This window comes from Actinoallomurus sp. CA-150999, from assembly GCF_050942425.1.
Lineage (GTDB): Bacteria > Actinomycetota > Actinomycetes > Streptosporangiales > Streptosporangiaceae > Actinoallomurus.
The window spans coordinates 10,077,109-10,091,438 of sequence record NZ_CP192063.1 but is presented as its reverse complement, the minus strand read 5'-3'; the positions used below and the strand labels follow the sequence as shown (position 1 = coordinate 10,091,438).

At 72.3% G+C, this 14,330-nt stretch carries 12 protein-coding genes; 6 read left to right on the top strand and 6 right to left on the bottom strand.

Translation table 11 applies throughout. The features are described from left to right. The first annotated feature begins 21 nt into the window (after positions 1-21). Positions 22-897 carry an SGNH/GDSL hydrolase family protein gene (locus ACQP2O_RS46415; protein WP_433175941.1) on the top strand — a complete coding sequence of 292 codons (876 nt, stop codon included), beginning with the start codon at positions 22-24 and terminating at the stop codon, positions 895-897. Between the two features lie 123 nt (positions 898-1,020). Here the strand turns inward: ACQP2O_RS46415 and ACQP2O_RS46410 are convergent, their stop codons facing one another. After that, positions 1,021-1,977: an RDD family protein gene (locus ACQP2O_RS46410; RefSeq protein WP_433175940.1), complete on the bottom strand. Its 957-nt coding sequence runs from the start codon at positions 1,975-1,977 to the stop codon at positions 1,021-1,023. 68 nt (positions 1,978-2,045) lie between these two features. Between ACQP2O_RS46410 and ACQP2O_RS46405 the strand changes: the two genes are divergently transcribed. Beyond that, complete coding sequence (locus ACQP2O_RS46405) at positions 2,046-3,044, top strand: stage II sporulation protein M (protein ID WP_433175939.1); 999 nt, start codon at positions 2,046-2,048, stop codon at positions 3,042-3,044. A gap of 460 nt (positions 3,045-3,504) precedes the next feature. Here the strand turns inward: ACQP2O_RS46405 and ACQP2O_RS46400 are convergent, their stop codons facing one another. The 5 genes from ACQP2O_RS46400 to ACQP2O_RS46380 are packed head-to-tail and all read right to left on the bottom strand — an operon-like array spanning position 3,505 to position 8,884. Then, on the bottom strand, positions 3,505-4,797 hold the full coding sequence (locus ACQP2O_RS46400; RefSeq protein WP_433175938.1) for a DUF58 domain-containing protein: 1,293 nt from the start codon (positions 4,795-4,797) through the stop codon (positions 3,505-3,507). Between the two features lie 13 nt (positions 4,798-4,810). Next, entirely contained in the window at positions 4,811-5,788 is a 978-nt protein-coding gene (locus ACQP2O_RS46395) for an AAA family ATPase (RefSeq protein WP_433175937.1), read from the bottom strand. Further along, positions 5,785-6,972: a DUF4350 domain-containing protein gene (locus tag ACQP2O_RS46390; RefSeq protein ID WP_433175936.1), complete on the bottom strand. Its 1,188-nt coding sequence runs from the start codon at positions 6,970-6,972 to the stop codon at positions 5,785-5,787. Before ACQP2O_RS46390 ends, ACQP2O_RS46395 begins: the two co-directional genes overlap by 4 nt. Next, positions 6,969-7,622, bottom strand: a complete 654-nt coding sequence (locus tag ACQP2O_RS46385; protein ID WP_433175935.1) for a DUF4129 domain-containing protein — start codon at positions 7,620-7,622, stop codon at positions 6,969-6,971. The genes ACQP2O_RS46390 and ACQP2O_RS46385 overlap by 4 nt, the downstream gene beginning before the upstream one ends. Continuing rightward, on the bottom strand, positions 7,619-8,884 hold the full coding sequence (locus ACQP2O_RS46380) for a hypothetical protein (RefSeq protein ID WP_433175934.1): 1,266 nt from the start codon (positions 8,882-8,884) through the stop codon (positions 7,619-7,621). The genes ACQP2O_RS46385 and ACQP2O_RS46380 overlap by 4 nt, the downstream gene beginning before the upstream one ends. A gap of 232 nt (positions 8,885-9,116) precedes the next feature. Between ACQP2O_RS46380 and mtnA the strand changes: the two genes are divergently transcribed. Genes mtnA through ACQP2O_RS46360 form a run of 4 tightly spaced genes read left to right on the top strand, consistent with a single transcriptional unit; the run spans position 9,117 to position 14,240 of the window. Next, positions 9,117-10,136 (top strand): S-methyl-5-thioribose-1-phosphate isomerase, encoded by a 1,020-nt coding sequence (gene mtnA / locus ACQP2O_RS46375; RefSeq protein ID WP_433175933.1) that lies wholly within the window; start codon positions 9,117-9,119, stop codon positions 10,134-10,136. Continuing rightward, entirely contained in the window at positions 10,133-10,810 is a 678-nt protein-coding gene (gene mtrA, locus ACQP2O_RS46370) for an MtrAB system response regulator MtrA (protein WP_345440511.1), read from the top strand. Before mtnA ends, mtrA begins: the two co-directional genes overlap by 4 nt. A 29-nt stretch (positions 10,811-10,839) precedes the next feature. Next, on the top strand, positions 10,840-12,489 hold the full coding sequence (gene mtrB, locus ACQP2O_RS46365; protein WP_433175932.1) for an MtrAB system histidine kinase MtrB: 1,650 nt from the start codon (positions 10,840-10,842) through the stop codon (positions 12,487-12,489). Then, complete coding sequence (locus ACQP2O_RS46360) at positions 12,486-14,240, top strand: LpqB family beta-propeller domain-containing protein (RefSeq protein WP_433175931.1); 1,755 nt, start codon at positions 12,486-12,488, stop codon at positions 14,238-14,240. Before mtrB ends, ACQP2O_RS46360 begins: the two co-directional genes overlap by 4 nt. Positions 14,241-14,330: the final 90 nt, after the last annotated feature.

The following is a 14,330-nucleotide window of genomic DNA, read 5'->3' as shown; positions in this document are numbered from 1 at the left end:
GGCGGCGGCACCGTCGAGGCCATGACCAAGACACGTGCTCATTGCTTCGCTCACCGCTCCTCACTCGCTTCGCGGTCGGCCTTCGTCGTGCCGGAGGCGCGCAAATGGACACGGTTCGGCCGACCACTCCGCTCGCTGCGTCGGGTTCGCTCGGGTCTCGTTCTCGGCCTGACGGGGCTGCTCCTGCTGACCGCCGCCTGTTCCGGCGGGTCCACCGCGACCGACGCGTCCCCGGCTCGGAGCTCGTCCGGATCGGGGCCGTCCAAGGTGCTCTTCCTCGGCGACTCCATCGCGGCGGGCGAAGCGCTGCCCCTGGCCGCCGCGTTCAAGGCGAGCCACGTCGGGTTCCAGTCGATCGCCGCCGACGGTGGCGGGAACGTCGTCGGGCCGTTCTCCGACAAGAACTGGACGAAGCTGCCCGAGCAGATCACCTCCGCCGATCCCACCGTGGTCGTCTACCAGCTCACGACCTACGACTGGGGCAGTCCGCAGGCGCAGCAGGCCGCCTACGAGAAGCTGCTGACCACGGTGACCGGCGCCGGCGCGAAACTGATCTTCGTCACCGCGCCACCGATCAGGCCCGACGACTTCTACAAGCCGCACATGGCCGACCTGCGCCGCGCCCCTCGCACCGCGCGAACGGTCGCGGCGGGTTCCTCGGGCCGGGCCGACGTGCTCGACGCCGGCGCGGTCTGGGGCAGCACCTACCAGCGGGTCAAGGACGGCAAGGCCGACCGCAGCACCGACGGCATCCACACCTGCCCGCAGGGTGCCGCTCGCTTCACCAACTGGCTGCTCACCGAACTGGCGAAGCGGTTCCCCGGCCTCACTCCCGCGGCACCGCGGGCCTGGGCCAACACCGGCTGGTCGGCGGACGCCCACTTCAAGGGCTGCTGATGCAGACCCTTACCGGCTGGTCGGCGGACGCCCACTTCAAGGGCTGCTGATGCAGACCCTTACCGGCTGGTCGGCGGACGCCCACTTCAAGAGCTGCTGACCGGTAGACCCTTGCCCCGAAGCTCAGCGCGTGGGCGGGAGGAACGTCGGCGGGTTCGTGGTGCCCGGAGCACCGCCGAGCCACTCGGGCATCGGCGTGGGACCGCCACCGTACGACGGCGGAGGTGGCGGCGGGCCGCCCACCGGGATCACCGCCGGCTGCGCGGGGCCGGGCGGGACGCTGACCGCGAGCGGCAGACCGCGCCGGGCGATCGCGGCCCGCCGGGCGGCGCGCTCGGCGAGACGGCGTTCCTCGCGGCGGCGGCGTTCGGCGAGCACGGCCGACAGGACGATCTCCGGCCGGTGTCCCGACGGCGGTGGCGGGCTGATGTAGGTGAGGACCTCGTCGGTGAGCCGCCGCCCCATCTCGTCGCGGACGCGCGGGGCGAGCTCCCAGAACCGCGTGAGGTACTGCCGTGCGGCCATGGCGATGCCGTCCGGCAGCCGGGACAGCTCCAGGGAGTTCGCCCAGGGGGCGAGCTGTGGCGGCATGATCGCGACCGGGCCCAGCATGACGTTCACCGGCACGCGGTCCTGGATGACGATCGTGCCCGCGAAGATGTCGCCGAGCCGTTTCCCGCGCGGGCTCACGAGAGACGCGATGAGCGCCGGAGAGCCGAACAGCGTCCAGAACTCCAGGTACCCGGCCAGCGCCCGTACCAGGGCCTGACGGAAGCGCTCCGGCCCGCCGTCGTCGGCGACCACCCGCAGTCCCAGGGCCAGCTTGCCGAGCGTACGGCCGCGGGTAACCGTCTCGGTGATCGTCGGGTAGCCGACCAGCACGCCGACGACCATCATGAGCGCCAGGCCGATCGTCACCGCCGAGTCCGACACGCGCGCCGACAGCCCCACGAAGATCATGCAGAAGTAGAGCACCATGAGCTGCAGCAGCGCGTCGATGAACAGGGCGAGCGCGCGGCTGGCCAGCCGCGCGACCCGGATGTCGAGTGCGACGGCCTCACCGGTGACGAGTTCGGGCACGCTGTCCCTTTCAGTCGGGCGGTTCAGTCAAGCCGGGAGAACTCCCGTGAACGGTAGTCTGCCGGGTTGTGGACGTCGACGCCTTCGTAGCCGCGCACAACGCCGAATGGCGGCGCCTCGAGCAGCTCGTCAACCGTGGCACGCGAAAGCTGAGCGGCACGGAGATCGACGAGCTCGTCGAGCTCTATCAGCGCGCGGCCACCCACCTGTCGGTGGTGCGCTCCAGCTCGCCGGAGCCCGCGCTGGTCGGCCGGCTGTCGAGCCTGGTGGCGCGCGGCCGGGCGGCGGTGACGGGCGCGCAGGCGCCGATGTGGCGGGACGCCGCCCGCTTCCTCACCGTGTCGTTCCCGGTGACGGCCTACCGGATGCGCTGGTGGTGGCTGGGATCGGCGGTGCTGTGCAACATCGTGTCGCTGGTGATCGCCATCTGGGTCGCCCGCAATCCACAGGTCCAGACGTCGCTGCTGTCGCCGGAGCAGATCAAGCAGCTGGTCGACCACGACTTCGCCAACTACTACACCGATCACGCCGCCGGGGCGTTCGCGTTCCAGGTGTGGTTCAACAACGCCTGGGTCTCCGCGCTGGCGCTGATCTTCGGGATCCTGCTCGGCATCCCGACCATCCTCGTGCTGTGGGGCAACCAGCTCAACCTCGGCGTCTCCGCCGGGCTGATGTTCGCCCACGGCAAGGGGGCGATCTTCTTCGGCCTGATCCTGCCGCACGGCCTGCTGGAACTGACGGCGGTGTACCTCGCGTCGTCCGCGGGCCTGCGGCTCGGCTGGACGATCATCGACCCGGGTCCCCGCCGGAGGGGGCAGGCCCTCGCCGAGGAGGGCCGGGCGGCGATGAGCATCGCGATCGGCCTGATCGGCGTGCTCGCCGTCTCGGGCGCGATCGAAGGCTTCGTCACCGGCCACGTGCACGTCACCTGGCTGCGCATCGCCATCGGCGTCGTCGCCGAGACGGCCTTCCTGGCGTACGTCATCGCCTTCGGCCGCCGCGCCGCCAAGGAGGGCGAGACCGGCGACGCGGAACTGGTCCCCGACGCCGCCCCGATCGCCGCCTGACCGATCAGGGGCCGCCTGGTGGACCGTGCCGGATGACCGGCCTATCGTCGTGGCAAAGCCGAAGCCCACATCGAGCCGCAGATGTCACTCTCGGAGTCCGAGGTCCGCTCGTACGTCGGTGGGTTCTCCATGCCCATGAGAGGCGGGACCGGGCGCGTCACGCTGGACCGGCCCTTCGCTCGCCTTGAGCTGCATGCTCGCCGGGCGAGCCTCCATCCGCGAGGTCCGTTCAGGCTGGTGCTCGAGTCACGGTCATTACCGCTCAGGACGATCCAGGAGGCCTTCCCGATCGCGCCGGTCATCCTCAGCGGCCCTGGTGTCGGTCTGCGCTGCGTCGACGGCGACTACTACTTCTGGACGCGGCACGCGCAGGAGGTCCTGGACGCCCTGGAGTCGGCCGGGATCCCCGTCGACCCGAGCCCCCGCCACCCACGGCTGCGCTCAGTGACCGGTATCCGGGTCAGAGGCGGCCGGCGGCCTTGAGGGAGAGGTAGGCGTCGGCGAGGGCGGGGGCGATCTCGTCCGGGGGAGCGTCGACGACCTCGACGCCGTACTTGCGGAGTTCGGTGGTGACGCGGCGGCGTTCGGCGCGGGCGCGTTCGGCCGCGGCGGCGTCGTAGATCGCCGCGGCGTCGCCGCGGGCCGTCGCCATCTCGGTCACGCGCGGATCGCTCACCGCCGCGACGAGGACGAGGTGCTTGGCGGTCAGCTGGGGCAGGAGCGGCAGCAGACCCTCCTCGATCGCGGTGGCGTTGAGGTCGGTCAGCAGCACCACGAGGCACCGCTGGCGGACCCGGGAGAGCAGCGCCGAGACCATGCCCGCCGCGTCGGCCTCGATCAGCTCCGGCTCCAGCGGCGCCATGGCGCGCACCATGGAAGTCAGCACCTCGGTGCGGGCGGCGCCCTCGACCCGGGCGCGGACCCTCCGGTCGTACGCGAGCAGGTCCACGCGGTCCCCGGCTCGGGAGGCCAGCGCGCCGAGCAGCAGCGCGGCGTCCATGGAGCAGTCGAGGCGGGGGATGTCGCCCACGCGCCCGGCGGCGGTCCGGCCGGTGTCGAGCACGAGGTAGATCCGCCGGTCGCGCTCGGGCCGCCAGGTGCGGACGACGACGTCGCTGCGGCGCGCGGTCGCCCGCCAGTCGATCGAGCGGACGTCGTCGCCGTCGACGTACTCCCGCAGCGAGTCGAACTCGGTGCCCTGGCCGCGGATCAGCGCGACGTGCTGGCCGGTGAGCTCCCGCAGCCGCGCCAGTTTGGCGGGCAGGTGGCGGCGGGAGGGGAACGCGGGCAGGACCCGGACCGTCCACGGCGCACGCCGGTTCAGCTGGCGGGCGGCCAGTCCCAGGGGGCCGTACGACCGCACGGTGACCGCGACGGCCGAGCGGTCGCCTCGGCGGGTGGGGACGAGGCGGGTCTCGACGCGGCGGCGCTCGCCCGGTGGGATCGCCACGTTGACCGTACGGGGCGACGCGCCGGCGCTGGGCGGCCAGGCGTCGCGCAGGCGTCCCCGGAGCCGCCGGGGGCCGGGGTTCTCGACGATCAGGGCGACGGTGGTCTCCTCGCCGAGGCGTACGTTGGTGTCGCCCGCGCGGTGCAGGCGCAGGCGTCGTACGTTGCCCGCCAGCATCAGGTCGGCGGCGACGAGCGCGACCAGCACGCCGTTTACGGCGAGCAGCGTCCACCAGCTCGGCAGGAGGACGAGGACGACCGCGCCGAGGACGGCCAGCAGCCCCGTGCGCCCGGTCAGCGCCATGCCCGGCTCCCGCTCATCGAGGGGCGGGGACGGTGGTGAGGATGCCCTCGAGCACGCCGTCCGTCGTCGCGCCCTCCAGCTCCGCCTCGGGCCGCAGCTGCACGCGGTGCCGGAGGGTGGGCCGGGCGAGGGCCTTCACGTCGTCGGGCCGTACGTAGTCGCGGCCGGACAGCCACGCCCACGCGCGGGATGTCGCCAGCAGCGCCGTGGCACCACGCGGCGACACACCCAGCTGCAGGGACGGGGACTGCCGGGTGGCCCGGCACAGGTCGACGATGTACCCGCTGACCTTCGGGTCGACGTGGACCCGGCGTACGGCGTCGCGGCCGGCGGCCAGGTCGGCCGGACCGGCGACCGGGGTGACGCCGGCCGCGCCGAGGTCGCGCGGGTCGAAGCCGGACGCGTGGCGCTGCAGCACCGAGATCTCGTCGTCGCGCGAGGGCACCGGGACGTTGAGCTTCACCAGGAACCGGTCGAGCTGGGCTTCTGGCAGCGGGTAGGTGCCCTCGTACTCGACGGGGTTCTGCGTGGCGCAGACGACGAAGGGGTCCGGCAGCGGGCGGGGCTCGCCCTCGACCGACACCTGCCGCTCTTCCATCGACTCGAGCAGGGACGCCTGGGTCTTGGGCGGCGTCCGGTTGATCTCGTCGGCGAGCAGGAGGTTCGTGAAGACCGGCCCCTCCCGGAACTCGAACTCCGAGGTGCGGTTGTCGTAGACCAGCGAACCCGTGACGTCACCCGGCATCAGGTCGGGGGTGAACTGCACGCGCTTGAAATCGAGCTTCAGCGCCTGGGCGAGGGTCCGGATCAGCAGGGTCTTGGCGACGCCCGGGACGCCCTCGAGCAGGACGTGGCCTCGGCACAGCAGGGCGATGACCAGGCCGGTCACGACGGAGTCCTGGCCGACGACCGCCTTGGCGACCTCTCCGCGCAGTGCGGTCAGCGCCGTACGGGCGTCCTCGCCCCCGATGTCGTGTGGAGTTTCCGTCAAGAGTTGCGAACCAGCCTTTCCAGGTCGTCGAGGACGCCGGCGAGCCATACGAGCCCGGCGTCGTCCACTGGGGGAGGACCGTACAGGGCGGCGCCGACCTCCGCCTGCTCTCGCCCGGTGTGCGCCGCGACCGCCGCGACGATCTCGGCGGCCATGCCGGGATCGGACGCCGCGCTGCGCGGCATGCCGAGCAGGCCGGTGAGGCGTTCGAGGGCGCCGGCGCGCAGCGCCTCCGCGGCCCGGTCGGCGGCCCGCCGCGAGCGGTACAGCCGGGCGCGGCCCTCGACGGCCTCGGCGGAGCGCACGATGACGGGGAGCGGCTCGACCACGATCGGGCCGAGGCGCCGGGCCCGCCACAGCGCCACGAGAACGACGGCGATGACGATCTGCAGCACGGCCAGCTTGACCCCGAACGGGACCAGCTCGGTGAACGACTTCTGCCCGCCGCTGCCCGGCGAGGGCAGGTTCGGGATCAGCCAGACGGCGTTCGACCGGCTCTCGATCAGGTTCATGGCGAGTGCGGCGTTGCCGTGCTCGTCGAGGTGCTCGTTCGTAAGCGGACGGGCCGCGCCGAGCACGGTGACCGTCGCGCCGTTCACGGGCATCTGCACGAGGCCCGCTCCGAGGTCGCTGAGGTAGCACTTCGTGGCTTGGTCGGGCGCGGTGTAGGTGGTCGCCTCGAGGAAGTCGACGCTGCCCGCGTAGGCCGCGGCCGGCAGGGTGCAGCCGGGCTCGGGCGTGCTCCAGGCCGTGCTCTTCGCCTCGACGCCGGGGGCCAGGGCCTTGAGCGTCTCGGGGGTCGGGGTGACGAGGAGCCGGTCGCCGGGCGCGTCGCGCAGAGTGGTCAGGTCGGCGGCCACCAGGCGTTCGGAACGGACCACGACGAGGACGGCGTCCGGCTGGGCCTTCAGACGCTCGGCGGCGGCGGACGCGCTGCGGACGACCGTGACGGGCGTGCCGTGCTGCCGGGTGATCTCAGCGAGGGCCTGGGCGCCCTGCTGCCCGGGGGATTCCGGGTCGAGGAGCTCCGAGCCGCTCCGCGGGCGCATGAGGGCGATGAGCACGCCCAGGATGACCAGGGCGAGCACCGCGACGAGGATGCCCCGGGACCGCTGCCAGCGGTGCCGCGCCACCTGCCCGGCGCTGGCCGGCTCGGTGGCCGGTGGAGCCTGCAGGGCCGTCATGAGACGCCTCCGAGCGGAACCGGGCGCGCGTCGTGCAGCCGGGTGTCGAGCTCGACGAGCCGCCCGTAGCCGTCCGCGTCGCCCTGCCGCCCGCCATACCAGACGTCGTCGAACAGCCGCACGCCCGCCGCGAGGGCGTCGGCGTGATCGGGCAGCGCCTCGCCGGCCTCGGCCGCCAGCTCGTCGGCGGTACGGCCGGGCCGGGGCGGGACGATCGCGCGTTCTTCGAGGTCGCGGGCGATCGCGCGGAGACGTTCGCGGATCGCCTCCGGCCACTCGCCGGCGGCGGCGTGGCGCTCGGCGGCGGCCCGATGGTCCTCGGCGGTGGCGGTGCCGGGACCGAGCAGGGGCTTCGGCCCGGCGGCGTTGCGGCGCACACTGCCGATCCGCCACCAGACGGCGGCGACCACCACGACGAGCAGGATGAACAGGACGACGAAGCCGAGCCAGCCGCCGCCTCCGCCACCTCCGACGCCGGTCAGGCTGTGGTAGAGCTGGTTGAGCCAGTCGCTGATCTTGTTGAAGATCCGCTCGACGAACGAGGGATCGTCCTGGTGGTAGACCGGCTTCTGGAGCTCGCGGCGGGCCAGCTCGCGCGCCGGGTCACGGGCGATCGGCGGACCGCCTCCGTACGAGAGCAGCGGGGTCATCGGCGCCATCCCGGAGGAGGCGGCGGCGCCGGCGGCCGGGGCGGCACGGGCGGCTCGGAGGGCCCGCGCTGCATCTGTGGCGCGGGCGGCGGCTGCGGCGCCCCGAAGGCCTGGCCGGGCGGAGGCGGCGGCGCGCCGAAGGGCGGGGGCGGAGGCGCGACGAGGACCTGGCGCGGCATCTTCGGCTGGGGACCCGACCCGGCCGCGGTGAGCGGACCGGGCAGCCAGGCGGCGAGCGGGTCGGCCGGCGGCTCCATCTGGAGCTCCAGGTCGAAGGCCTCCCGCCGCATGCGCCGGTCGGCGTACATCAGTGCGATCACTCCCGCGTTGAACGGGTTGACGAGCGTGCCGGCGATGACGCGGCCCACCGCGCCGACGGCGATGACGGCCACGAGCATCCAGCCGTGCGGCTCTTTGTCGAAGGCCAGCATGATCTCCTGGGCGACCGCGAACGGCACCGGGAGCACGAGGAACTCGACGAACAGCGTGATGACGAGAGCCAGGGTGAGCGAGCCCATCATCCGCCACCAGCGGCCGCGTACGAGCTCGGTCGACCGGCGAAGGGCGGCGCGGACGCCCCGGCGCTCGAGGACGGCGGCGGGGGTGGCGAAGGCGAACCAGACGTAGCCGGTCACCATCAGCACCAGTGCCAGCGGAACACCGAAGATCGCCGTGAGGGCCTGGACGGCGTCGGGGGCGTGGACGGCGATCGCCGCGACGAGCGGGGCGAGGGGCAGCGCCACGGCGAGCAGCACGATCGCCAGGACGGCCGCCGCGGTGCCGATGAGGCGTGCCCGGCTCGACCGCGTGGCCTGCCAGGCCTGGCCGAACGAGGTGACGCGGCCCAGCAGCGTACGCCCCATGACCGGCGCGAGGAGCCCGCTGAGCAGGAGCACGACGTACGCGGTGAGGAACAGCGAGACGAGCGAGGTGGCCGACGCGAGCCCGAGGGTGCGGGTGACCTCCACGGGCGTCCGGACGTCGGCCTGGATCCGCCCGCCGAGCACGATGTACTGCACGGCCGTGACGATCACCTGGACGATCGCCGTGAGGATCGCCGACAGGCCGAGTGTGGCCCGCGGGTTGCGCCGAACGTAGGTGATCGCTCCGTCGAGGAGCTCCGAGACGCCGAGCGGGCGCAGCGGGATCTCCGTCTCGAGCGTGTCGTCGGCGGCGACGGCGGGCTCCGGTGGCGCGGTCTCGGATCGGGCGCTTTCGGGCAGAGCGGAGCCGGGTGTCGCCCAGGCCCCTGAATCCGCCATGCCAGCTCCCCACCCGCCGATTACCCGGTCAATCCTGCCATGCGAAGAGAGTCCGGGTGATCGATGACGGAGAGGACCGCGGTTTCCGGCATTTACCGGAGCACGTGGTAAATCCGCGAGAGCGCGGAGCGAGCCGACGGGTGGGTTTCGGACACCGGACCTGAAGGCCGCCGGTAGGCCGCTTTCGGTATGCGATCTCCGCAGGTTCGGCGTTTGAGGCACACTTGGGCTCGTGGACGTGCTGCGGTGGTGTGAGCCGCCCGAGGGGCCCGCGCTCGCTTTACTCGACCAGACGCGGCTTCCGCGTGAGGAGGTCGTTCTGGTCTGCCGCGATGTTCCCGCCGTCGTCGCGGCGATCAAGAGTCTCGCCGTCCGTGGCGCCCCGTTGCTCGGCATCGCCGGGGGGTACGGCGTCGCGCTGGCCGCCGCGCTCGGCCAGGACGTCCCGGCGGCCGCGCGGGTGCTCGCCGGCGCCCGGCCCACCGCGGTGAACCTCGCCCGGGGCGCCGAGCGCGTGCTCCAGGCGTACGAGGAGGGGCGTTCGGCGCTGTCCGAGGCGCATGCCATCGCGGCCGAGGAGGCGGAGGCGTCCGCCCTGATGGCGGCGCACGGGCTGACACTGGTGCCCGAAGGCGGCCGGATCCTGACGCACTGCAACACCGGTGCACTCGCCGCGGGCGGCGACGGCACGGCCCTGGCGGTGGTGGTCGCGGCGCATCGCGCGGGCCGGCTCAAGATGCTGTGGGTCGACGAGACGCGTCCCCTGCTGCAGGGGGCGCGACTCACGGCCTACGAGGCCGGACGCCACGGCCTGCCGTACACCGTGCTGCCGGACGGCGCTGCGGCCTCGCTCTTCGCCGCCGGCGAGGTCGACCTGGTCGTGGTGGGGGCCGACCGCATCGCGCGGGACGGGAGCGTGGCCAACAAGGTCGGGACGTACTCCCTGGCGGTGCTGGCGCACCACCACGGTGTGCCGTTCGTGGTGGTCGCGCCGACGAGTACCGTTGATCTTGAGGCACGGTCCGGGAGCGATATTCCGATCGAACAGCGCGATCCGGTGGAAGTCACTACGATCGCCGGTCAACCCGCAGCGCCGCTCGGGAGTCCTGTCTACAATCCGGCGTTCGATGTGACTCCGGGCGACCTGGTGAATGCCATCGTCACCGAGCGTGGGGTCATCGCGCAGGTAAACGAAGGTAGCCTGGCAGCCCTGGGCGACCGCCTCCCCAAACGCGACGATGAGGGGTCATGAAGGGACGCGTGCTGGTCGTCGATGACGACCTGGCTCTGGCCGAGATGCTCGGCATCGTGCTCCGCGGCGAAGGCTTCGAGCCATCGTTCGTGCACGACGGTGACAAGGCACTCGAGGCATTCCGGGAGACCCGGCCCGACCTCGTGCTGCTGGACCTGATGCTCCCCGGCATCGACGGGATCGACGTGTGCCGTCAGATCCGCGCCGAGTCCGGCGTGCCGATCGTGATGCTGACCGCCAAGAGCGACACGGTCGACGTCGTCCTCGGCCTCGAATCCGGCGCCGACGACTACATCGTCAAGCCGTTCAAGCCGAAGGAACTGGTCGCGCGGGTGCGCGCCCGGCTGCGCCGCACCGACGACCCGACGCCGGAGCTGCTCCAGATCGGTGACATCTCGATCGACGTGGCGGGCCACTCGGTGAAGCGGGGCGACCGGCACATCCCGCTGACGCCGCTGGAGTTCGACCTGCTGGTCGCGCTGGCCCGCAAGCCGCGTCAGGTGTTCACCCGCGAGGTGCTGCTCGAACAGGTGTGGGGCTACCGGCACGCCGCCGACACGCGGCTGGTCAACGTCCACGTCCAGCGGCTCCGCGCGAAGATCGAGAAGGACCCCGAGCATCCGGAGATCGTCGTGACCGTGCGCGGCGTCGGATACAAGGCGGGCCCGGCATAACGGCTCTTCGACCCCCCCGCGAGTAGTCCATGAAAGCGTGGATCACGCTGACGTCGGCGGCCCGCCGCGGCCTGCGAGTGGTCCGCCGGTCCGTCCGTGCGGCGTTGCGCACGGCGTACGTCAGGTGGCGCCGGTCGCTGCAGGCCCGGGTCGTGACGACGACGCTCGTCGTGTCCGCCCTGGTCGTGGCGGTGCTCGGCGTCTTCCTCATGCAGCAGATCACCACCGCGCTGCTGGAGGCCAAGGAGCGCGCGGCGCTGCTCCAGCTCGACGAGGGCGTGGGCGTCGCACAGCGGCAGCTGGCCGGCGGCGGCTCGGACAACTCCGAGACCACCAAGAGCAGGCTCAACTCGATCGTCACCACGCTCGCCCACCGGAGCGGCCCGTCCGGCCTCTACGAGGTGATCATCCTCGACCGTGACGACCCCGGCAGCGTCGGCTTCAGCTCCAACTGGATCCGGCTGAAGAGCGTCCCGGCGGTGCTGATGCACCAGGTCGAGCAGTCGGACGCGAGCAAGCCCTACCGGACGTACGGCACGCTCACCTATGACGACGGGTCCGCGAAGCCCGGCCTGATCGTCGGCACCAAGCTGAGCCGCTACCAGCTGTACTACCTGTTCCCGCTGACGCAGGAGCGGCAGAGCCTGGAGGTCGTCCAGCAGACCATCCTCGGCGTCGGCGCGGCGCTCGTGCTGCTGCTCGCGGCGATCGCCTCGATCGTCACGCGTCAGGTGGTCGTCCCGGTGCGCATGGCGGCTCAGGCGGCCGAGCGCCTTGCCGCGGGCCGGCTCGAGGAGCGGATGAAGGTCCGCGGCGAGGACGACCTGGCCCGGCTCGCCACCTCCTTCAACGACATGGCGGCCAACCTCCAGGAGAAGATCGTCCAGCTGCAGGAGCTGTCGCAGGTCCAGCGCCAGTTCGTCTCGGACGTCTCCCACGAGCTGCGCACACCGCTGACCACGGTCCGGATGGCCTCCGAGGTGCTGTACGAGGCGCGCGAGGACTTCGACCCGATGGCGGCCCGCTCCGCCGAGCTGCTGCACAGCCAGTTGGAACGCTTCGAAGGGCTGCTGGCCGACCTGCTGGAGATCAGCCGGTACGACGCCGGGGCCGCCACGCTCGACATCGAGCCCATGGACGTCCGCGACCTCGTGCTCCGGGCCGTCGGCTACACCGAGGATCTGGCGGAGCGCAAGGGCAGCAAGATCATTCAGCAGTTGCCGGGCGAGGCGACCATGGCCGAGGTCGACCGCCGCCGCATCGAACGCATCCTGCGCAACCTCCTCGTCAACGCGATCGAGCACGGCGAGGGCAAGGACGTCATCGTCAGCGTCGCCGCGGACCGCGACGCCGTCGCCATCGCCGTCCGCGACCACGGCTGCGGTCTGCGGCCCGGCGAGACGAACATGGTGTTCGACCGGTTCTGGCGCGCCGACCCGGCGCGCGCCCGTACGACGGGCGGCACCGGCCTCGGGCTGTCGATCTCGATGGAGGACGCCCAGCTGCACGGCGGCTGGCTGCAGGCGTGGGGCGAGCCGGACAAGGGGTCGCAGTTCCGGCTGTCGCTGCCCCGGGTGGCAGGGGCCGAGCTGCGCGGATCGCCGCTCCCGCTCGTCCCACCGGAGATCGAACTGCAGCGCGCGCCGTACGCCGAGCTGGAACTGGAGGCGGACGCGTGAGGTTCCGGATCTTCACGGTCGTTCTCGTGACGCTCCTGGCGGGCGGCTGCGTCGGCGTCCCGCAGGGCGGCCGGGTGCTGAGCGGCAACGCCGGTGGCGTGGAGCAGCCGATCGACGATCCGTACGTCCGGATCATCCCGGTCGGACCCGACCGCGACTGGCCTCCCACCATGATCGTCCAGGGCTTCCGTACGGCCTCGTCCAGCTTCGACGGGCAGAACGGTGAGCACCAGGTCGCCCGTTCGTACCTCGCCTGCGCGTCCTGCTGGAAGCCGGGGGCCGCGTCGATCGTCTACGACCAGCTCGACACCCCGGCCTCCGAGGACGACGGCCCGGGGCGGGCGACGGTCACGCTCCAGGGCACCCAGCTCGGCAAGATCGGCGCCGACGGGCAGTACATCGCGGACCGGCGGGCTTTCAAGCAGGTCTTCCACCTGCGTCAGGACGCCCAGAAGCAGTGGCGCATCACCGAGCCGTTCCCGCCGGAGCTGCTGCTCAGCCGCGACGACGTCACCCGTGCGTTCCGCACCCTCGACCTGTACTTCTTCGCGCCCGACGCGCAGGTGCTCGTGCCCAACCCGGTGTTCATCCCGCTCGTCAGCCGGTCGTGGCTGGCGACCCAGCTCGTGAAGCAGCTGATCGCCGGGCCGACGACGTGGCTCAAGAACGCCTCCGTACGATCGGAGTTCCCGGCCGGCACCACACTGCGTGACCTGAAGGTCGAGGGCGGCGTGGCCACCGTCAACCTGAGCCGCCAGGCACGCGCCGGCAACCTGCGGAACATGTCGATCCAGCTGATGTGGACGCTGCGGCAGCTCCGCGAGGTCCAGCAGATGCAGCTGAAGATCGACGGCAAGACGATCGACGTCCCCGGAGTGAGCGGGACACTGCAGTCGACGCGGGACTGGGAGGCCTTCGACCCGGACGGCAGCGGCGAACCTCAGCCGGCCTACGTCCGCCGCGCCGACGGGCGGCTCGGCCACTTGGACGGCGGCGGCGCGCAGGTCGTCCTGTCCAAGCTCCAGGTCGCCCACCCCGCGATCTCCTACGACCACCGGCAGGTCGCCGCCCTGAACGCCGCGGCGGACACGGTCACCGTCACCGACCTGCTCGGGGGAGCCACCCGGACGACACTGCACGCCACCGCGAAGGACGGCACCTTCACCACCCCGTCCTGGGACTCCCGGGGCAACGTCTGGGTGGCCGAGTCCACCGCCACCGGTTCCCGTCTCTGGGTGATCGAGGGCGGCACCCGGCCCGCCCCGGTGGACGGCTGGGCGCTCACGCCGTACCCGGTGAAGGCCCTGCGCATCTCCCGCGACGGCACCCGCGCCGCCGTGATCGTGAAGGTCGACGGCCGCTGGCAGGTCCAGCTCGGCCGGGTCGACCGGGCCCCGTCCGGCGGCCTGCAGGCGGAGGGGTTCATCGCGATCAGCTCGGAGCTGCAGAGCGCCATCGACCTCGCCTGGAGCGCCACCGACCATCTCGCGGTCGTCGGCATGACGAACGCGAACCCGTCCCCCTCGCTGTTCGACGTGCCGGTGAGCGGCGCCCCCATCTCGCCGATGATCGGCCCGGGCGGGGAGATGACCACGGTCGCGGCCTCTCCCGGCTCGCCGCTGCTGGTCACCCAGCGCGTCACGGGCTCGGCGTCGCCCAACGCCAAGACCCTCAACGTCTGCCGGCTCAGCGACCGGTTCGACGAGTGGAAGTGCTACAACGGCACCTCCGACCCCGCCTACGCCGGCTGAGACCGCTCACACCGGGCTCGGGGCTTCCCGTACGCGTTGTGTAGCTCGCGGGCCGCCCGTCGACTCATGTCAGGCCGTTGGGGGCCTGGT